20 protein-coding genes and 1 pseudogene are annotated in these 19,545 nt (G+C 56.8%); 9 read left to right on the top strand and 12 right to left on the bottom strand.

Annotated elements, in window-relative coordinates:
• Window positions 1-179: 179 nt before the first annotated feature.
• Window positions 180-368 (top strand): annotated as a pseudogene (locus tag ACR0LF_RS06085) (transposase); the annotation flags it as partial.
• A 359-nt stretch (window positions 369-727) separates the two neighbouring features.
• Here ACR0LF_RS06085 and ACR0LF_RS06080 read toward each other — a convergent pair.
• From ACR0LF_RS06080 to ACR0LF_RS06065, 4 genes are read right to left on the bottom strand one after another with little or no spacing between them, the layout of a single operon-like run.
• Window positions 728-1,573, bottom strand: a complete 846-nt coding sequence (locus tag ACR0LF_RS06080; RefSeq protein ID WP_480580361.1) for an energy transducer TonB — start codon at window positions 1,571-1,573, stop codon at window positions 728-730.
• The gene (locus tag ACR0LF_RS06075) at window positions 1,570-1,953 is read right to left on the bottom strand and encodes an ExbD/TolR family protein (RefSeq protein ID WP_480580358.1); all 384 of its coding nucleotides are present in this window, start codon (window positions 1,951-1,953) and stop codon (window positions 1,570-1,572) included. Before ACR0LF_RS06075 ends, ACR0LF_RS06080 begins: the two co-directional genes overlap by 4 nt.
• A gap of 4 nt (window positions 1,954-1,957) precedes the next feature.
• Window positions 1,958-2,329 (bottom strand): ExbD/TolR family protein, encoded by a 372-nt coding sequence (locus tag ACR0LF_RS06070; RefSeq protein WP_480580355.1) that lies wholly within the window; start codon window positions 2,327-2,329, stop codon window positions 1,958-1,960.
• Between the two features lie 4 nt (window positions 2,330-2,333).
• Window positions 2,334-3,281 carry a MotA/TolQ/ExbB proton channel family protein gene (locus ACR0LF_RS06065; RefSeq protein ID WP_480580352.1) on the bottom strand — a complete coding sequence of 316 codons (948 nt, stop codon included), beginning with the start codon at window positions 3,279-3,281 and terminating at the stop codon, window positions 2,334-2,336.
• Between the two features lie 958 nt (window positions 3,282-4,239).
• Between ACR0LF_RS06065 and bfr the strand changes: the two genes are divergently transcribed.
• Window positions 4,240-4,725 carry a bacterioferritin gene (gene bfr / locus ACR0LF_RS06060; protein ID WP_480580349.1) on the top strand — a complete coding sequence of 162 codons (486 nt, stop codon included), beginning with the start codon at window positions 4,240-4,242 and terminating at the stop codon, window positions 4,723-4,725.
• A gap of 63 nt (window positions 4,726-4,788) precedes the next feature.
• On the top strand, window positions 4,789-5,037 hold the full coding sequence (locus ACR0LF_RS06055) for a hypothetical protein (RefSeq protein ID WP_480580346.1): 249 nt from the start codon (window positions 4,789-4,791) through the stop codon (window positions 5,035-5,037).
• A 19-nt stretch (window positions 5,038-5,056) separates the two neighbouring features.
• Here ACR0LF_RS06055 and ACR0LF_RS06050 read toward each other — a convergent pair whose 3' ends face one another.
• The 5 genes from ACR0LF_RS06050 to ACR0LF_RS06030 form a co-directional block, all read right to left on the bottom strand.
• Window positions 5,057-6,124: a siderophore-interacting protein gene (locus ACR0LF_RS06050; RefSeq protein WP_480580343.1), complete on the bottom strand. Its 1,068-nt coding sequence runs from the start codon at window positions 6,122-6,124 to the stop codon at window positions 5,057-5,059.
• Window positions 6,125-6,342: 218 nt separating this feature from the next.
• Window positions 6,343-7,305 carry an ABC transporter substrate-binding protein gene (locus ACR0LF_RS06045; protein WP_480580340.1) on the bottom strand — a complete coding sequence of 321 codons (963 nt, stop codon included), beginning with the start codon at window positions 7,303-7,305 and terminating at the stop codon, window positions 6,343-6,345.
• A 10-nt stretch (window positions 7,306-7,315) separates the two neighbouring features.
• Window positions 7,316-8,368, bottom strand: a complete 1,053-nt coding sequence (locus tag ACR0LF_RS06040) for a FecCD family ABC transporter permease (protein WP_480580337.1) — start codon at window positions 8,366-8,368, stop codon at window positions 7,316-7,318.
• Complete coding sequence (locus tag ACR0LF_RS06035) at window positions 8,365-9,411, bottom strand: FecCD family ABC transporter permease (protein WP_480580334.1); 1,047 nt, start codon at window positions 9,409-9,411, stop codon at window positions 8,365-8,367. The genes ACR0LF_RS06040 and ACR0LF_RS06035 overlap by 4 nt, the downstream gene beginning before the upstream one ends.
• Window positions 9,408-10,139 carry an ABC transporter ATP-binding protein gene (locus tag ACR0LF_RS06030; protein ID WP_480580331.1) on the bottom strand — a complete coding sequence of 244 codons (732 nt, stop codon included), beginning with the start codon at window positions 10,137-10,139 and terminating at the stop codon, window positions 9,408-9,410. The genes ACR0LF_RS06035 and ACR0LF_RS06030 overlap by 4 nt, the downstream gene beginning before the upstream one ends.
• A gap of 142 nt (window positions 10,140-10,281) precedes the next feature.
• Here ACR0LF_RS06030 and ACR0LF_RS06025 point away from each other — a divergent pair, with 142 nt between their 5' ends.
• The 6 genes from ACR0LF_RS06025 to ACR0LF_RS06000 all read left to right on the top strand — a co-directional run bounded on the left by ACR0LF_RS06025 (window position 10,282) and on the right by ACR0LF_RS06000 (window position 16,767).
• Window positions 10,282-11,583 carry an NtaA/DmoA family FMN-dependent monooxygenase gene (locus tag ACR0LF_RS06025; protein WP_480580328.1) on the top strand — a complete coding sequence of 434 codons (1,302 nt, stop codon included), beginning with the start codon at window positions 10,282-10,284 and terminating at the stop codon, window positions 11,581-11,583.
• A gap of 338 nt (window positions 11,584-11,921) precedes the next feature.
• The gene (locus tag ACR0LF_RS06020) at window positions 11,922-13,607 is read left to right on the top strand and encodes a (2,3-dihydroxybenzoyl)adenylate synthase (RefSeq protein ID WP_480580325.1); all 1,686 of its coding nucleotides are present in this window, start codon (window positions 11,922-11,924) and stop codon (window positions 13,605-13,607) included.
• Window positions 13,608-13,645: 38 nt separating this feature from the next.
• A complete protein-coding gene (locus ACR0LF_RS06015; protein WP_480580322.1) occupies window positions 13,646-13,984 on the top strand; it encodes an isochorismate lyase in 339 nt (112 codons plus the stop codon).
• Between the two features lie 158 nt (window positions 13,985-14,142).
• A complete protein-coding gene (locus ACR0LF_RS06010; protein WP_480580319.1) occupies window positions 14,143-15,333 on the top strand; it encodes an isochorismate synthase in 1,191 nt (396 codons plus the stop codon).
• Window positions 15,334-15,350: 17 nt separating this feature from the next.
• Window positions 15,351-15,992, top strand: a complete 642-nt coding sequence (locus ACR0LF_RS06005; protein ID WP_480580316.1) for an isochorismatase family protein — start codon at window positions 15,351-15,353, stop codon at window positions 15,990-15,992.
• 1 nt (window position 15,993) lies between these two features.
• On the top strand, window positions 15,994-16,767 hold the full coding sequence (locus ACR0LF_RS06000; protein ID WP_480580313.1) for an SDR family oxidoreductase: 774 nt from the start codon (window positions 15,994-15,996) through the stop codon (window positions 16,765-16,767).
• On the opposite strand, the gene ACR0LF_RS05995 is transcribed toward ACR0LF_RS06000, so the two are convergent.
• The 3 genes from ACR0LF_RS05995 to ACR0LF_RS05985 form a co-directional block, all read right to left on the bottom strand.
• A complete protein-coding gene (locus ACR0LF_RS05995) occupies window positions 16,734-17,330 on the bottom strand; it encodes a 4'-phosphopantetheinyl transferase family protein (RefSeq protein WP_480856137.1) in 597 nt (198 codons plus the stop codon). The genes ACR0LF_RS06000 and ACR0LF_RS05995 overlap by 34 nt on opposite strands.
• Before the next feature lie 100 nt (window positions 17,331-17,430).
• Window positions 17,431-17,661 carry a phosphopantetheine-binding protein gene (locus ACR0LF_RS05990; protein ID WP_480580308.1) on the bottom strand — a complete coding sequence of 77 codons (231 nt, stop codon included), beginning with the start codon at window positions 17,659-17,661 and terminating at the stop codon, window positions 17,431-17,433.
• A 29-nt stretch (window positions 17,662-17,690) separates the two neighbouring features.
• A complete protein-coding gene (locus ACR0LF_RS05985) occupies window positions 17,691-19,376 on the bottom strand; it encodes a (2,3-dihydroxybenzoyl)adenylate synthase (RefSeq protein WP_480580305.1) in 1,686 nt (561 codons plus the stop codon).
• Window positions 19,377-19,545: the final 169 nt, after the last annotated feature.

Raw genomic sequence — 19,545 nt, 5'->3', positions numbered from 1 at the left:
CGCAGCCTTTGACTTTGCCTTCGTAGTGAACGGCAGGTTCGACGGGCGGCGCGGCATGAAGACTGTGGGGTGAAGGTCCGCTTTGAGCAGGTTTGTGCAAAATATGTTAATTTCGGCATGATAAGGGCCGCCATTTATGAGGCTTAGTCACTGGTCAGCTACTGCGGATATGCGCCAGCATCCCCGGTCGAAAGCAACGCAATACGCCAATCAAATATGACAAGCGCCGTTACAAACGGCGAAACCGAATAGAGATCATGTTCGGCAGACTCAAGGATTGGCGGCGAGTGGCAACCCGATATGATAGATGCCGCAAAGTGTTCCTATCGGCCATCGCCCTCGCTGCGCTCGTCATCTATTGGTTATGAATCCTGACCCTAGCGGATCCGTTCCATTTCAAAACCCCGTGCTCGAAGCACTCTGTCGCAAGCTAGATTTCCCGATCCGGTCTCACGATCCTGTTGTCATCACGTCCATCGTCCTCCTCCGTTCCCGCCGCCTCGCAGCCACAGACGCTTTACGCGTTGGCAGCCGGAGCCCGGTAGACTTCCCTCTTGCCGACCAAGGCCCAGACGATCCTCGCCATCCATTGCCCGTCAGCACATGCTCGCATGTGTGGGGGGGCGTTGGCTAAGTTCAACTTTATGCAGGTGTCAGGCTGTGCGCTGAACGCCCACGGGGTCGTGGCGTTTCGCCAAGTTGCTGTTTCAATCCGTGCGGCCACTGGTCAGCGTGGCGTCAGTCTGATCGAAACAGAAAACCTAAAATTATTGCCCGGCAGGTCTTTCGGTGCTTTCGGGAACCGACCGGCCCGAGTGATGGCTTTCATGGCTGCGTCATCTAACGCAGCCATGCCTGAAGACTTGCGGACGCGATAACTCAACAGCTTTCCGTCGCGCGAAATATGCAGTTCAACCGTCACACCCCCACTGGCTTTGACGCCCCGCGGAAAGCGTTTGCTTCGGTCAATGCGGGCGCGGATTTTTGCCCCCCAAACGGCTTGTAATTTGGCGCTTTTGCCCGGGTCGCCCGTCGTCGCCTCGGCACGTCCAAGCCCGGCCTGCGAAGCACCACCCGCACCTGCGGCGACCTCTTTCTTGCGACCCGCCGAAGCCTGCTTGGCTTTCTGGGCTTGTTCGGGTTGGCGTTCAGGTGGTCGCGGCTTGGGCTTTGTGTCCGATGTCACCTTGTTTTCGGGTTCAGGCTCCGGCGGAGGAGGCGGGGGCTGCACCGTATCGGTTTGGAATTCGTCCTGAGTGTCAGGCATTGGTGTTGCCAAACGCATTTCCGGGCGTGGGGCCGGGCTCAGATCAATCTGAGGCGCGGTCAGTGCCAGAGGTGCAGGTGCAGTTGGTGCAGTCAAAGCGGGTTGTAAATCAGATACGGTCGCAGGGGGTCTTTCCCAGTTTTCGATCATCTCAGTTACGGTGGCAGCTGCAGCCTTGATGGACACAACGGCTTCCCCTCCGCTGCCGCCTGATCGCAACCCATCCTTTGGCTTTTGAGCAAAAGCCAGAACGTGCACACCCAAGGCCAGGGCGACAAAGACGAAAATCTCCAACGCCCGTTTCATCGCGTTGTCACAGTCAGTTCGACCCGGCTGAGGCCAGCGGCTGTCAGGTCCTTCAGCAACTTGGCCAAAACACTCGCTTCCAATTCGGCGTCTGCGCGAAGTTGAATTATGGAATCCGTCTCGCTGATAGAAGCAATGGCCGCCAGAGCGGCCTCTCCCTCGACCCCGTCGAATGCGGTTCTGCCGGTTTTGTCCACATACAGGATGCGTTCCACTTCCACTTCCGCCTCAGAGCGTGCATCTGGCGGCGTGACATCGAACGGTTCGGGTGTGGCCAGGTTCGAGGTCATCAGGAAAAAGATAAGCAACAGGAATACAACGTTGATCATCGGAACAATGGATTCAGATCGCTGCCTGGCTGGGGGAGGGGAAAGATCCATCATGTCACTCGGCCAAAACAACTGAAACATATCCAGCTTGCCGCAGGCTTTCGGTTACAGTGACGATACGTTGCAAAGTTGCCCCGTCCTTGCCGCGAAGCACCAGCATGTCCGAGGGGGACTGCACCAACGGCGCTAACGCCTGCGACAGGTCGGCGGTCACGACACCATTCAGGGACACCCGGTCCGGATAGATGTCGATGAGGCGCGGCGGTCCGCTGTATTCGCCACCAGAGCCCGCCAGCGGAAGCGGCAGCATGGCGTCCGCCCCAAACCGCGATGCCAGCATGAAAAACACGAGCAACAAGAACACCACGTCGATCATGGGTGTCAGGCTTGGCTTTCGCCGGGGTTTTGGCGGCGGCGCGAATTGCATCGCCCTACTCCGCCACCAGCCTGATCTCTTCTGATTGCTGCGCTACAAACAACCGTGTTGCACCATCTTCAACATCCCGCCGAATGCGGTCGATCACAGCCTCGAACCACGTAAGAGCCGCCGATGCCGGAATGGCCACCGCCATACCTGCAGCGGTGGTCAACAGCGCTTCCCAGATACCACCCGCCAGCAAGGCAGGGTCGGCACGGTTGCCGGCCTGTTGCAACGCTTGGAAAGCCGCGATCATGCCTAAAACCGTTCCCAACAAACCCAACAAGGGCGCGATGGTCGCGATCAGTTCTAAGGCCCGCAATCCCGTACCCGCCTGCGCAATCTCGCGCTTTGCCACACGCGCGGTTTCCTCGCGGGCACGTTCCTCTGGCATGTGCTGGATCGAGCGGATCGCGTGCGCCACGACTTTCGATCGTATGCCTATACGACCGTTGACCGTCGATAGCGCTCCTTCGGCGTCGCCGGATTCAAATTTTTCAACGGCTTGCCCGGCTTTCCCGCGCGCCCATGCGCCAATCAGGGCAAGCCGCCAGATTTTCCAAAAGATTAGGGCAAGTGTAATGACCGAAAGCGCGGCAATCGCCCAGATTGATGGCCCACCGTTCCTAAGAAACTCGGTCGCCTTTCCTGATGCATTTTGGGTGGTTTGCCACAGATCCGCCTCCTGTGGACTGGCTGGGACTGGGATTTGGGCAGCCAAGGGGGCTTCGGTGCCCTCGGCCTCAAGCGTGGCTGCTTGAGGTAAGGCGTCAGTGGCCGTTGAATCCGTAGCGAATTCTCGCGCGCTGCCTTCGGGCGAGATTTGCAGCTCTGTTTCTGAGGTTGGGGCCGCCTTCAGAGAATCCGGGAGTTCGGGTGCTGCCGAAGGCGTCGTATTCTGGGCAAAACCGGCAACAGGAATGGCGAGAAAAACAGCCAGTATTATCGAGTTCGTTTTCATTGGCGGCTCCAGTAGGCCGTAGTGTGTTTCAGGGTGGCGGAGTCTCGTCAGACTGGCGAAATCACCCCGGATTTCAGCACAAAAAGTCGAGGGACCAAGAGCCCTCCGGCTTCAATTGAGTTTTCTGTGAGTTGGCTGAATTGCGGCACACAAAAGCGCAATCTGGCTCGGGACTTGGAAACCCGTGTCCATACTGCCGTAAAATTCCCGTGAGATTTTGTCAACATTGTTAAGTCGTGCAACCCCATGCAAATTGTTGCTGTTTGCATGTTTCAGTCTGCGATGCCGGACGCGCTCCAATAAGACCCAATATATGCACGGGCAGGGTCCCCATTTTGGCATTGTAAGCAGCGCGTACCCTCTGGGCACCGGCTTATTCATTGCGAACCACAAAAAGTGCTGTGGGAACTCGGCCAGGGCAGCCAGTGCGAGATCCGCCAAGTTTCTTCCGCCATTCCGATCCGACCAAGTGGCAGAAACACCCGGCGGTTCGGTCAGGGAATAGGCGCAGTTGGCCCCGTTTTCCGTCAAGGGAGTGACGTGCCCCAAGGTGTCCGCAGGCGTGGCGGAACGATGCGGAACCAAGTAGCATCACCCTGAAAATGAACAATCCACGTGCCTTTTGTTCGGATCGCGGTGCTGGTCCCGGCGCGACGAAGAATTGGCGATTGGATTGCAACGGTACGAAGCGCATCCGTTGAGTTCGTTTGGTATCTATCTTCGTCCCTTTGCGACCAAGTTCTAAATCTCGCAACGAAGAGTTGGTCGGCTGCGGGAAAGCGGTTGAAAGCCGCTCTCAGACGGCGTGTTTCAATTCAAACGAGAATCGTCAGGAAAACAGCAACTATTTGTTATAAAACAGGTTATTAGGAAGTTTGGAATCTGCATTTTGAGTGTTAGCATTTTCTCCCATAGAGGTGTTTCAATCCAATTTTAGGTAAAGCCAAGGAGTTTCATCATGAAAGGCGACAAAAAGGTAATCGAGTACCTGAATAAAGCCCTCCGGCACGAATTGACGGCAGTCAGCCAATATTGGTTGCACTATCGCCTGCAAGACGATTGGGGCCTTGGCAGCATGGCCAAGAAAAGCCGCGAAGAATCCATCGAAGAGATGGAGCACGCAGACAAACTGATTGAACGGATCATCTTTCTTGAGGGGCATCCCAACCTGCAAAAGCTTGATCCGTTGAAGATTGGTGAGAACCCGCGTGAAACACTGGAATGCGATCTTGCCGCAGAGCAAAGCGCGCGCGCACTTTACAAAGAGGCTCGGGACGTTTGCAAAGACGCTGGCGATTATGTCTCAATGGGACTGTTTGAACGCCTGATGTCGGATGAAGAAGGCCATATCGACTTCCTCGAGACCCAGATCGAACTGTATGACCGCGTCGGACCCGAGTTGTTCGCCCAACTCAACGCAACAAAAATGGAAGACGCAGATTGACCTGTAGTTCATTGCTTTAGGTAGATCGCAGCTGTTCACTTGATCAGAAAACCAGTGTTCCAGATGGGTTTTGAAAAAACCCAAATCAAAGTGTTGAGGTACCTCGCGGATCATTATCCGGCGTCAATTAATTTGCTCACGTCCTATGGTGAAGATTTGAACATCTCGTTGAGAGGCGCATTGGCGGACTTGATGGAACAGGGCTGGATCGCATACACGGTGTTTTCTTACAGGCATGGCCTGGGGCTGCTGCTGCATTCCATTGTTTTCACGCCTGCAGGGCTCAATAATCTGACAAACCAGGCGGACTAAAAGGTTAGGCCTCGCGGGCCTAACCATTGGTCGCAATCCAATAGGCCGATATATATGCTTCGGACGGATCGCCCTGGCGCAATTTGTATTCTGTGCGGACCAGGGCAACCTCGTCTTTTTCGCTGGCAAACCAAAAGAAATGGTCCGGGTGTTTCGCCTGTTCTTTCAAAGCGGTTGCCGCCAAATCATCTTTGCCTCTGAAAAGTCGTTGCAGCTCCACGCCTGGCAGATCGGCGAATGGATAAGCACGGTTGTCGACGTGGTCCGACAGAACCAGAACCCGCCCTTGTGCGTTTTTTGGCAGATTGTCCAATATGCGTGCGATAGCAGGGAAGGCCGTTTCATCTCCGCAAAGCAGGACTTTCGGGTTTTCCAGTACGCCCCCACCAACCGGCCCGAGCAGCGCGAACCGTTCACCCGGATTTATAGTGCGCACCCATTCGTTCATCCGACCGCCTTCGTGGATAAACACGTCAAAGTCGATAAATCCAGCGGACCTATCCAGGTTTTGAACAGTGTAAACAGGTTTGTGCAGAGCCTTCGCACCCTGAGGCCAGCGGGTAGAACCGTTTTCGACCAGAATGGGCCATTCCGGTTCCAACACCCCCTTTGGCGGCAGAAGCAGGCGGAAGTGAATCGAGTCTTGGGCGAAGCCAGACAAATCAGAGATGCTGGCCCGAACGCGCAGAAAGTTTGCGGCTGGTGACCACACATCAACAACCGTGGCAAAGTGAAAGTTTGGCGGGTGGTCGCCGGCAGCCACCTGTTCCGATTGTTCAGATCCCGTCCACCTGAGGCCACTGATCTGTTCCGGGACCAATTCCGTCAGGCGTGCAAGTAAACGTTCCCGAATGACGTGCAATTTTTCCGGCCGCGTGGCGTGCAATCCCGCCAAGGTTCCGGAGGGCTGCGGTTCAAAGCTGCACAACCCATAGGCCAGTTGGACGACCAGCGCTTGCGCGTCGTCTTGCAAAATGGGCAAGTCCCATCTTTCGGCATCACCCAGCATCAGTTCTCGGGCGGCCGCAAAATCCAAGCCGGCTACGAATGCTTGTGTGTTCAGCGGGTACTCTAATCGGTCCAGCATTGGAAACCTTAAAACTTGGGCCAGATTCCCGTCTTTGTCCCGATGTCACACCCATTGAGAACGGTACATCTTCGAACAACTGTCCGGCCGGATTTATGGAAATAGCTGCCCGGATCGCACGGCGTCAGATCCGATATTGGCTGGGGTGTCTAGGTACTCAGACAACGTATCGGTAGAATTGACGCGCCCTGAAGTCAACCTTGGGAGTAGGCCGCAGATTAGTTTTGGTCACTGATCCAGTCTTCAACGGCATCGAGCGTGTGTTCGGCGCTTGCAACTGTCGGGCTGGTAACCTGCGCGGGATCAAGGTACAGGATGCGGCCCTCACGCGCGGGTTTCATAAACTGATCCCAACCCGGTGCCATTCGATCCAAACGCGCGCGCACAGCCGTTTCACCTTGGGCCGTTTCCATGTAACTGTTCATCAGCACAAGCAATGCAGGATCAAGCTGCATGAACAGTTCCGAACTGATCGGTGCGGCGAAATTCGAACCTGGCGCATTCGACATACCGCCTGCGATATCTGCGCGCGTCAGCCCCAGATCTTCGAGCGCTTGCACCATGCCTGAAGTGCTTCCAACCAGATTGATCTGATCATGCACGATCACGGCCAGAAAGCTGGTGCCCGGTAGTTTGCCCGTCACAGAGTTTTTTAGCGCTTCTACCTGTGCATCATAGGGGGCTTTGCGGGCCTTAAACTCGTCTTCACGGTGCAACAAGCTGGCAAGGTCGGCTTCCACTTCGAATCCCCGCACGCGTCCAGTGCCGGTATCTTGCAGATAGACAGGGGCGATGGCGGAAAGAAAGTCTGCCAGAGCAGCATCATACTCGGTGCCGATGATCAGGTCAGGTTTCAGCGCCCGCAACCTTTCGACGTTGATGTTGCCGAACGGGCCGATCCCGCGCGGGGGGATGGGTTGCGCGCGATCCCCCAGAGTGGCAACCGTGAAATCGACGGCGCTCAGCAATTCGCCCTGGTCGCCGCGCCCATAGGCGCCAGTGATTTCGATGCCGAGGTCAATCAAGGGAATCCCCAGCAGCGGCTCGTGCAACACGACAATCCGTTCGGGATTGTTGGGAACATCTACGGATCGACCGGTGTCGTCGGTAACAGGGTCTGAAGTTGCCGGAAGAGCAGCACTCAGTGTCAAGCAAACGGTGAGAATTCGTGAAATAAGCATGGTGTCTGTCTCAGGATTGGAAAGCGTTTCGCAGCATCCGCAGGCGCAATGTGATGATGAAAAGGGGGACTCCCAACAGTGTCAGGGCTAGCCCCAGAGGGATGTTCGTTTGTGTCGCGTCTGTGCGCACGATCAGGTCTGCCAGCAACACCAGCCAGCCCCCCATCAGGCCGGACAGGATCAACCGAGCGCGACCAGTCGCTGCCGAAAGGAACTGGGCCAGATGCGGCGCCATGACCCCCAGAAACACAACTGGCCCCACGGCGGATACTGCCATCGAGGTCAACACAACGGCGGCCAGCAGCAGAACCGGCTTGATGCGGGCGGGGTTCAGTCCAATGGCGGTCGCGCGGTCGTCTCTTAAATCCAGAGGACGCAAAAATGGGGCGCCAAACACGATAATTGGCACGCTTGGCGCAGCCCACGGCAGCAAACCATTCACCTGAGACCAACTTGAAAGGTACAGTGACCCGGCCAGCCATGTTGATACGGTCAGAGAGATTTCGGCAGGTGTGTAAAGGACAAGCAGGGCCGTGATTGCACTCAGAACGGTATCCAGTGCGATCCCCATCAGCAGAATGGCCAGACCATCGCCCATGTTTCCGCGCAGCAGAAGTCTGAGGATCAGCAGCAAAATCAGACCTCCGGCCAGACCGGCCATTGGTATCAATGCCGTAGGTGCGGACGGCAGAAACAGCAGCATTATCATGATCGTGATCATCGTACCCTGACTCAGCCCCAAGAGGCCCGGATCGGCCAAAGGATTTTGAGTCAGCGATTGCAACATCGCTCCTGAGATGGCCAGGCACCACCCCGCCAGCAGGCCCAGCAGCAGGCGTGGAAGCCGTACATAGTTCAGGGCGAAACGCTGATCATCGCTCAATTCACCTGTTGTCAGATCAGTTAGCCGAATTGGGGTATCGCCGGATGTCAGCGACCAAAGGGCAGTCGCGAAGATTGCCAGTGTCAGGGCAATGCCCGCCACCAAATTGCCCAAGCGCAGGTCCAGCCCGCCCTCAAATCGCAGGACCGGGCGGGAATCGAGAGCGCGGGTCAGCCTCATGCCAACTGCCCCGCCCGACCGCTGAGATAGTGTTGCCTGATGATCGCAACGAAGAAAGCCCCGCCCAGCAGGTCCATCACCACGCCGGTGTGCAGGATGTAGGGCTGGAACATCATTCGCGCCGCCAGATCAGCCACCAGACACAACCCGGCCCCGATCAGCGCAGAGCCCAGCATCAGCGGGCCAACGGCTGCGCCCAGCAGGGGGCGCGTGATATGGGGCACCACAAGCCCGATAAATCCCACCGGTCCGCAGACAGCGACGGCGGAAGACGCTGCAAAGACCGCAGACAGCATCGAGATACGGGATACTCGTGGCACGTTCACCCCGATTGAACTTGCCTTGTCTGCACCAAGAAGGATGAGGTTCAAGGGGCGTGCCAGAGCAAAGAGTACCCCGCAGCAGAGCGCACCGATCCACCAGAATGCCGCCAAGCGGTCTGCGTATACATGGTTGATGTTGCCCGAAGCCCAGCCCAAAAGGTCACTGCGGCGCTGCGGGTCAGACAACAATATGGCCTGGGTTACGCCACTGACGAGCATTGCCACGAGCGCCCCGGCCAAAATAAGGGAAAACCCGCGCGGGTCTTGGGCAAGGCCTGACAGCCGGGCGACCGTCAGCGCCAGAACCGCCCCGAAAACGCCACCCGCCAACGCGGTTATACCCTGAGCAACCAGATAGTCGTTGCTCAACAGTTGAGGCCAAATTGCTGCACCCAGCACCACAAACAACGTCGCCCCGGAATTCACACCCAGAGTTGCCGGCGACGTCAGTGGATTGCGCATCAGAGACTGCAGTACAACGCCCGCACAAGCCATCATCGCGCCGGTGTAAACCGCGATCAACGCACGCGGTACCCGTTGATACCACAGCAGAAAATGTTCCAGCCGGTCCTGATCGAAATGTACAAGCGCATCGATCAAATCATTCGGGCCAATCCAGCGTGTGCCCACGCACAGGTTCAGCCCCAATGCCATCACCAGAACGCCGCTGGCAAATAGCAAAACCCGAACTCGTCGCGAACGGCCCTCGTCAGCGATCATGCGGACATTTCCGTTGTTTGAGGCAGGCAAACAAGGCGGCCTTTGCGGTCGAAAATCTCGGTCTCCATGCCGAAAGCGCGTGTCACGTTCTCGACCGTTATCGTTTCGCGTACCGGCCCGGCAGCCTCGATCCGGCCATCACGCATCAGAACGACTTCATCGGCATAGCTGGCTGTCAGGTTCAGGTCGTGCAGGACGCAAACCACGGTTTTGCCCTTTTGCCGCGCCAACCGCGCGACCAAGTTCAGAACCGAATATTGATAGGCGACGTCCAAATGGTTCACCGGTTCGTCCATAAGGATCAATTCAGCGTCCTGAGCCAGCACCATCGCGATCCAGGCGCGCTGTCGTTGCCCGCCGGACAAGGTGTTCAAAGGGCGGTGTGCAATGTCCAGCAGGCCAACTGTCTGCAGCGCATCCCGAAACAACTTGCGATCCGAGGCGCTGGGGCCGCGCATCACGCGGCTGCGGGAAAAAGCGGACAGTTCGATCAGCTCTCCCAGCGTCATGTAATCAGGACAGTGATTGTCTTGCGGCAAATAGGCGACCTTGCGGGCCAGGTTGCGGCGGCTCAGGGTGCGAATGGGTTTCCCGTCAAGCCGTGCTTCGCCCTGCTGTATTGGCAACAGTCCCATAACAGCACGCAACAAGGTGGATTTCCCGCATCCATTGGGCCCTACAAGCGCTGTGAATCTTCCCTCGGCGAACTGGTGCGATATGTCGCGCACGCAGAGGTTTTTGCCATAGGATACTGAAACATTACACAGCTCCAACACCGTGTGGCCCTCGCTCTTTGCTTGCGCCTCTCTTATTCCATAGTAAAAGAGTCGGCAATTGGAAAATCGACTTAGGTTTCAGGGGTTACGCGACATGAGCAAGCTGCATATCGGAATGTCACTTGCACCGACCTGGCTGAGAGGAGACGCCTGGCGCCGTCCTGACAGCGGTATCGAAAGCTATCACGAGCCGGGTTTCGCCGCCGATATCGCCAAGCGAGCCGAGGCCGCGAAACTGGATTTCGTTTTCCTGCCGGATACGCTGTGTCTGGATTTTCAGGTTCTGGAAACCGGCCCCGGGTTTTCCAGCATGGATCCCACGATGATGATGGCGGCGATCGCACATGAAACGAGCCGGATCGGGTTGCTGACGACTGTATCCACCACGTTCCTGCCGCCTTACGTTGTAGCCCGTCAGTTGCAGACATTAAACCGGATCAGCCGCGGTCGGGCTGGCTGGAACGTCGTGACTGCACTTGGCGGGCAAGAAAACTTTGGACTGGCGTCGATGCCACCGGCCACAGAGCGGTACGCGCGTGCCGCCGAATTCGTCAAGGTCGTGCGCGCCTTGTGGGAAAGCTATCCCGATGCAGCAATCCTGAATGATCGTGAAGCAGGTCGCTATGCGAATGCGTCCCTTGTGAGGCCGATCAATCATGTTGGCGAAGAATTTCAGGTTCAGGGACCCTTGAACCTTCCAGCGTGGTCCGGCGATCGGATTCCACTGGTCCAGGCCGGGGCATCTGATTCCGGGCAGGATTTCGCGGCTGCCATTGCAGACGCAGTTTTTGCCTCAACCCCAGACCGCGACGCTGCGGCTTCCTTGCGTCAGTCGCTCTGCAAGCGCGCCGAGCGTCAGGGGAGGGATGCTGGCGACATTCGCCTGCTGCCCGGTCTCAGCCTGTACCTAGCGGACAGCAAAGCTGAGGCGGAAGACCTTTTTCGAGCTACGCACGCACGTGCGGACCGGAACCGCGCCATCAGACGGATCAGTGCCATGATCGGGCTGGATTTGACCGATTGGCCGCATGATCGCCCAATCACTGCTGCCGATCTGCCGACATTGCCAGCAAATTGTCCCAGCCAAACTCACGCCGAATTGTTGCAACGCACCATCCGCCGCGATTCGCCGTTACTTGGGGATTTATTGACCAAGCCCGAAGTTATGGGATCCGGCCACTGGCAGATTGTCGGGACGGTTCAGGATGCTGCGAACGAAGTAGCCCAATGGGCACGCGCCGGTGCCATTGACGGGTTCATTTGTGTTCCGGGCGGATCAACGCAGTCAATGCGTTTGGCATTGGAACAGTTGCTTCCCGCTTTGGTTGAGCGCGGTCTGTTTCGATCAAATTATTCTGCAGACAGCTTCTTGGGTCATCTATCCGAAGGGCCATAAAATATTTAAATTACAGTATTTTACATCGGGTCGAATCTACACCTATGAGGGAAGTCAATTGAAAAATACACGTATAAGGGTCTTTACATTCCGTAGATTCTGGCTCAGAAATTAACTGACTAAAAGAGTCGCCTATCGGTGTTCGGCGGCCAGTGAGCCTGCCGCAACTTTTGAAAATTCGATACCTGAATGGAGCGATCCATGCATTTGACCAATATACCGCCAGGTTGTTGCGCCCCCTGCGAGCTGGACGCTCCTCTGCCCTAAATCTCTTCTTTCCGCAGGCACAAGTCATCACGACTTTCCCACCGGATCCGACACTTCCCGGGAAATCTGACATGACTGTTTCCGCACTTGACTGGCAATCACTTTGTCCCTTTTGGCCCGATGATGTCGCGCGGCGGTATCGGGATGAAGGCATTTGGCAGGACGAGACATTCTTTGGTTTCCTGGTGGATGGAAAGGCAAGGTTTGGCTCGAAAAAAGCGGTGATCGACGGCAGATGTACCTACCGCTACGATGATCTTCATGACGGTGCACTGAAACTGGCAAGTGCACTTTACGATCTGGGTTTTCGGCGCGGCGATCGGGTTGTGCTTCAGCTGCCAAACTCGATTACTTTCATCGAGCTTTTGTTCGCGTTGTTTCGTTTGGGCGTGGTGCCGGTTTTGGCATTGCCGGCGCATCGCGACCGCGAAATCGGTCAGTTTGCCGAGTTTGTTCGGGCACGCGCCTGTATCGTACCGGAACGGTCGGGTGGCGATGATATGGTGGCCATGGCCGAGCGGGTCAAAGCCGAAACACCTTCGATTGAACATATCATCGTTCTGGGCGATGCGCAGGGACATGTAAGCCTTGATCAGTTGCGGGGCAAAGGCAGCAACCCGGGCACCGAATTTGGTCCCTGGCCCATGCCGGAGGCCGAAGATGTTGCGTGTTTCCAGATTTCAGGCGGTACAACAGGGGTTCCGAAACTGATCCCCCGTCGGCACATGGAGTATCTTTACAACATTCGCTGTGCCGCCGAAGCCAGCGGCATGGATCGGGATACCAGATACCTGTGCGTGCTGCCGGTCGCACATAACTTTCCCCTTGCCTGCCCCGGCGTTCTGGGCACCCTGTCCGTCGGGGGAACAGCCATCATGGCCCCGGATCCGGGGCCCGAGACCTGTTTTGCGCTGATCGACAAGCATAGTGTCAACATAACGTCACTTGTTCCGCCGCTGGCAATCATGTGGATCGAGGCCGCATTCTCGCGTGGACCTCTTTATTCGCTGCGCGTTTTGCAAGTGGGCGGCGCCAAGCTCAATCCTTCGAATGCAAGGCAAGTGGCCCCGAGATTGGGCTGTAAGCTACAGCAGGTGTTGGGAATGGCCGAAGGGCTTATCTGTTACACGGGTCTGGACGACGATGTTGAACGCATTCACACGACCCAAGGGACCCCAATGTCGAAATGGGACGAGGTGCGTGTGGTCCGGGATGACGGAACCGAGGCCAAACCCGGTGAAACCGGTGAACTTCAGACCCGCGGCCCGTACACCATTCGTGGCTATTTCAGCATGCCCGAACACAATTCGCGGGCGTTTTCCGCAGACGGCTTCTATTGCACGGGGGACATCGTCGCGCGCGACCGCGACGGGTACATCTCCGTTGAAGGTCGCAAGAAAGATCAGGTCAATCGCGGTGGCGAGATGATCGGTGTCGACGAAATCGAAGACCTGCTTGTGGCGCATCCCGGTGTGCTGGACGCAGCGGTCGTCGGACGGCCTGACGCACGTGTCGGGGAACGCCTGTGCGCATTTGTCATCGCAACTCCTGGGTGCAAGCTGAAAAGTCACCAGTTGCGTCGCGAATTGGCCAATTCCGGAATTGCCGGTTTCAAGATACCTGATGAGTTCATCTTTGTTGACACTTTTCCGCAAACGGGCGTCGGAAAGATCAATAAGCGAAGTCTGCGCGATATGCTCAAGGCCCAGCATTTCGACATTCCCGACATTTCCAAACTTGAGGAGTTGGCAGGATGACGTCGGGCAATTCAGAGAGTCTGCATCCTGCAGCGCATATGTCGGCAACCGCTCCCCTGACCCCGAATGTCCCGGAACCTGGGCAGGTCGCTGGTCTGGAAGATGTACGGCAAGCCATCGATGCGATTGATGCGCAAATCATCGGGTTGCTAAGTAAGCGTTTGGACTACGTCAAAGCCGCGGCAGATTTCAAACCCGACCTGCAGGCTGTGCCAGCACCTGAAAGGGTGCGAGAAATGTTGGACAATCGAAGCGAATGGGCCCGCGCATTGGGTCTGAACCCTGACTTCGTTGCGCCCTTGTTTGCCCAGATCAGTGAATGGTTCATTCGCCAGCAGATCGACCATTGGCCGAACCGCAGGAACAGGCTGCGCTGACGGCTGAGTTCGTATGCGCTGCGCGGTGCGTCATCAGGAACAGGCGCGAGGCACGCGAAAGATGTGCCAGCGCCGATTGCCAGCAAAAGCCAGCATTACCCAAAAAACCCATTTGCGCGGCCATTGGCCTGGCGCGTAACGAAAAAGGGGCAATATCAATGCTGTCTGTATCAGAACGGTCCCGCAGTTCCACTTCCTGCAACACGCCTGCATGTTTCACCTTTCGCGGCGCTGGGCGGGTCGTTACCGCACAATCCGCGTGTTCGGCAGTGGAACGTGGCACTGTTGACACGCTTGAGACCAGATTGGGCAAGGCGTTTTTTTCTTTGCCGGACGACGTCGTGATCGGAGGCGCTCTGCCCTTTGACAAGCGCCGAACGGATTGCTTGTGGGCTGCACCTCAGACGATGCGATCCGCTGGATCTAACGGTGATAGCGACATTCACGACTCGGCTGCATCGGCTCCGCGCGCGGAGCCTCCGGTTCCCGTTTTCGCCGATGCCGTTGCCGAAGCGATCCGTATTATGGAGCACGAGGAGGGAACCCCTGACGCCCTGCGCAAAATCGTGTTGGCGCGCACCCTGACATTGGAATCCAAACATCCCTTCCAATCCGAGGCGATCCTTTCCCGGCTGATGAACGACCCGGCCGTCACGACCTATCAGATCAGACTGCCCGGGCACGAGGGCGAGCCCCATGGCCGTTACTTGATTGGGGCGACCCCAGAACTCCTCGTTGGCAAGCAAGGAATGCGGGTGTCTTCCTATCCGTTGGCCGGGTCGGCCCGGCGTCATGCAGATCCGGTTTCCGACTCGGAGGCCGCCGGTGCGCTCGCACGTTCAGAAAAGGACAAGCGTGAACATGCAATGGTGGTCGAGTACATACTCGACATCCTTTCACCCTATTGCCGCAATCTGACACGACCAGATGGTCCGGGTCTGACATCGACGCGCAGCATGTGGCATCTGGGCACGCGGATCGAAGGTGAGTTGAAACACAACGATGTGTCTTCAGCTGTTCTGGCGGCCCAACTGCACCCCACGCCAGCCGTGTGCGGGGTCCCGCTTAACCGCGCGGCTCAGCTTATCAAACAACTGGAGCCTGTCGATCGCAACTTCTACGCCGGCGCCGCAGGCTGGTGCGATCAGAACGGCGATGGTGCCTGGTACGTGGCCATCCGCTGCGCAGAAATCTGCGGTCGGCATGCCAGACTTTTTGCGGGGGCAGGTATCGTTCCCGGCTCCGACCCGGCAAGCGAAAGCGCCGAGACCGGCGCGAAGTTCGGTGCCATGTTGGCAGCATTGGGCCTTCCGCCCTTGGCCGGTCTGAGCGGGACTGGCCAGGCTTGAAGAAAAGGAGAACCCGGATGGCTTTGCCGAAAATTGCCGCTTATGATTTGCCGACAGCTCAGGAGCTTCCTATCGCGCGTGGCCCATGGGTGCCCGAACGTCATCGCATCGCGTTGCTGGTGCATGACATGCAACGCTATTTCTGTGCCCCATACCCGGCGGATCAGGCGCCGCTGCCGGATGTATTACGCAATATCGGAGAATTGATCCGCGCGGCACGGCGCGCAGAGATCCCGGTGTTTTATACCGCTCAGGAAGGTGATCAATTTCTGCCGGATCGTGGATTGCAGGCGGACTTGTGGGGGCCCGGCATGAGGGATATCCCCGAGCACTGCAATATCGTGGATGACCTTGAGCCGCAGCCTGAGGATATCGTGCTGGTTAAGCATCGATACAGTGCGTTTCAACGTTCAAATCTGGAAAGCCTTTTGCGTGCCCGTGGACGCGATCAGCTTCTGATAACAGGGATCTACGCGCATATTGGATGCCTTGCGACAGCGTCCGAAGCCTTTCAGCGCGACATCGAAAACTTTGCTGTGGCCGATGCTCAGGCCGATTTTGATCGTGTGCGCCACGACATGGCCATGAGTTGGGTCGCATCCACCTGTGGCGGTCTCGCTACGACCGACCAGATCTTACGAATGATGCAGGACAGTTGATATGCAGCTAACCGGGTTTGAAGGCCGCCACGCATTCGTGACCGGAGCAGCCGGTGGCGTGGGGCAGGCAATCGTCGAGGCCCTGAGCAACGCTGGAGCATTGATCACAGCCACAGATACATCAAGCGCATTGGCTGCGCTCGCCCCGCAGGATGATGCTCGAACAAGGTGGACAGTACTGGATGTTACTGAAGAACAGGACGTATCCGACTGCATCGCCGATGCAGAGCAGCATTTCGGCCCGGTTCATCTTGGCGCGCTTGCCGCAGGAATTCTGAACACCGAGCCTCTTTTGGAAATGTCGCCCGAAAGCTGGCGCGCGCTGTTCGCTGTTAATGTCGACGGCGCGTTTCTGGTCGGGCGAACTCTGGGCCAAAGCATGGCGCAAGGCGGCGGGGGCGCAATCGTCATGATTGGGTCAAACGCGGCGGGTATTCCCCGGATCAACATGGGCGCATATGCAGCTTCCAAAGCCGCGATGACGATGATGGCGCGTTGTTTGGGATTGGAATTGGCAGGCCGGAACGTTCGCTGCAACATTGTAGCGCCGGGGTCGACACTGACACCGATGCTGACGGGTATGTGGACGGATGACACCGGGGCCGCCGAGGTCATAGCCGGAAATCCGCATCAATTCCGGACCGGTATCCCACTGGGTAAACTCGCCAGTCCCGGGGATATTGCTCAGGCTGCGATCTACTTGTTGTCGGATCAGGCCGGACATGTGACCATGGCTGACCTTTATGTAGATGGTGGCGCGACTCTGAGGGCCTGAGGTGCAGGTATTTCAACCCGGGTCAGTATTGCCCCGCGAAATCGGGTGTGTCTGAAAGACAGGCAGGAACCACGAGGCCAATCCAGCCCCAGATCACGGCAAAGGCGCAAAACTCCCGTCCCGTTTTGGTCGCAAGCGACGAGAACCGCATCTTCAAAGCCGAACCATACGCGAGTCAGAGGATACAATGCCTTAAATAGGCTTTCTTTGGCAGAGAACGCCAACGTGACGAGTTCGGGCGACACAGCGCCGCGCCGTTCCGACAATGTCAGTATCTGGGGAGCCAATTTGGTGGTCTTATCATGGCTCAACCACGGCTCAATATCCACGCCAAGCCCCTGATAGATGCTTTGCTCACCAACAAGAGCGACCGCAATGCCGCCACCGTGGCTGATTGAACCCACCAGACCCGCAGGCCAGATTGGCGCGCGGTCGCCGCCGGTGTCCGGCGTGAGAAGTTTGCCTGTCAATGCCCCGATGGATTGCCGCGCGGCGCAGCGCCCGGCGAGATACTCGTTCTGACGTTTGGCGACAGCACGGCGCAGCGTTTCGGGCAGCTCCATTGACTTGTCGTGATCGCCGACCATTCGCCATGAAAAAACGGCTGGCCCTGCGGTATCCGCCCATGGCCAGCCTGTTGCGTTTCTAAAGGTCAAAGATGTGTCAGGCCGCATTTTGACGGGAGGAAATCAGGCTCCACCATGCGTTTATCGTGGGGTTGCTGGCCAATTCTTCGAAGGTGACCGCAATTCCCTGTTCTTTCAGTTCCGTCGAAAGCTCCATAACGCGGATAGAGTCGAGCCCATAGTAGATCAGGCTTTCGTCAGCGGCGATATCTTCTTCATCCTCAATGAGGCTTTGCACACGTGTTTCAAGCCAGTTTCGGTTCAGCATTTTCGTGTCCTTTTTTGTGACAGATGATTTCAAAGGGTTTCCAGAGCTGATGTCTTGTCTGCTTTGATTTCCGCAGCGTCGGTCGACAGCATTTTGCGCAATGCCCGTTTGTCGGTTTTCCTGACCGAGGTGAGCGGCAATTCCTCGATGAACTGCACGCGATCCGGCAACTTGTAGTCAGCGACGCCCAATTCAACCAGATGGCGTCGCAGTGCGACCGGGCGCAGCTTGCCTTGGGCCACAATGAACGCGCAGCTTTTTTCGCCCATCAGGATATCCTCGACTGGCACCAAGGCGGCCTGAAGGACTTGTGGATGGCGCATGAGCAGGCTCTCGATCTCCTCCGAGGCGATCTTTTCACCTCCGCGGTTGATCTGATCTTTTACGCGCCCAACGACGCGCAAATGGCCAGAGGGCAGGCGCTGCACCAGATCGCCGCTAAAGTAGAATCCCTGATCGTCAAATGAATTTGCATTCGCTTCGGGACTGCGGAAATAGCCCCGGAACGTGTAGGGGCCGCGGGTGGCCAGCATGCCCGTCTGACCATCCGGAACGTCCTCGCCATTTTCGTCGACGACCCGTACTTCGTCATCTTCGCTGATCGGACGGCCCTGTGTGGTGAAAATAGTCTCGGGGTCGTCGTTTGCCCGTGTGTAGTTCACCAGCCCTTCTGCCATCCCGAAAACCTGTTGCAGCGCGCAGCCCAGAACAACCGGTATACGGCGGGCTTCGCTTTCGGCAAAGGCTGCGCCACCGACCTGCACCAACTCAAGCGAACTCAGATCGTGCTTTTCCGCTTTCGGGTCAGTTTGCACCTGCTCTGCTGCCCGAAGCCACATCGACACGGCCGAGGGAACCAGTGCTGCCATCGTGATCTTGTGGCGGGCTATGATCGGAAAGCAGGTCTGAGGATCTGGGTTGGGCGCAAGAACTACAGTTCCGCCTGCGTGAAACACGCCCAAAGCGCCGGGGGAACTCAACAGGAAATTGTGCGGTGCGGGCAGAGCGCATAGAAATCGAGTGTTTTGCGGCAGGCCGCAAATCTCAGCGCTGGCCCGAACGCTGTAATCGTAGTCGTTATGCGTTCGCGGAACAAGTTTGGGCGTGCCCGTGCTGCCACCGGAAAGCTGAAAAAACGCGACCTGATCCGGGTCCGTTGGAGCAGTCGAAACATCAGGTACACCATCAGGGTTCGGGTCCATCCAGTTTGCAAGGCTGTCTGCACCAGTGTCTCCTCGAAACAGAATAGTCTTTAGGTTGCCGGTCCGAGCTTTCAGCGATTGGGCATAGTGATCATTTTCAAAGATCGGGTGACTGCGATCAGCAATCAGAACACTGGGCCGAATTTGATCAGCATAGGCATTAAGTTCATTCTGCCTGTGGTTGAAAATAGCATTGACAGGGACGATACCGACCTCAAGCAAGGCAAAGAACGTTATGTAGAATTCCGCACAGTTCGGAAGTTGCACCAGGGCGGTATCTCCACGCCCAAGCCCAGCATTTGAAAATCGCCGGGCGAGGGCAAGAAAACGCTGTTCAACCTCTGCGTAACTTAAGTTTCGAGACCCGCAAATTATTGCCGTGGCATCAGGTTGTACCCGAGCCTGCTGGCGTATTCCGCGCGTCAGCGGCTGGTCAATCCAATATCCCTTTTGACGGTATTTTTCAGCCAGCTCTTTTGGCCAATCGTGAAATTCAACATTTTGATTTATCATAATTTTTAACTTCACTTTTATTTGCCATAGTCACGTCGAGCTGCACGTCACCGGGACGCTGAAACCGAACTGCTCATTTCACCAAATACCCGCAGCAACACCACCTGATTTTGAGCTGGCTGTATTGACGGTCAAAAATACTTGAGTATTTTTGTCGTGAAATGTCAAC

The organism is Ruegeria sp. E8 (assembly GCF_056533985.1).
Note: the sequence above shows the minus strand (reverse complement) of the source record. Positions and strands in the feature narration are given on the sequence as shown.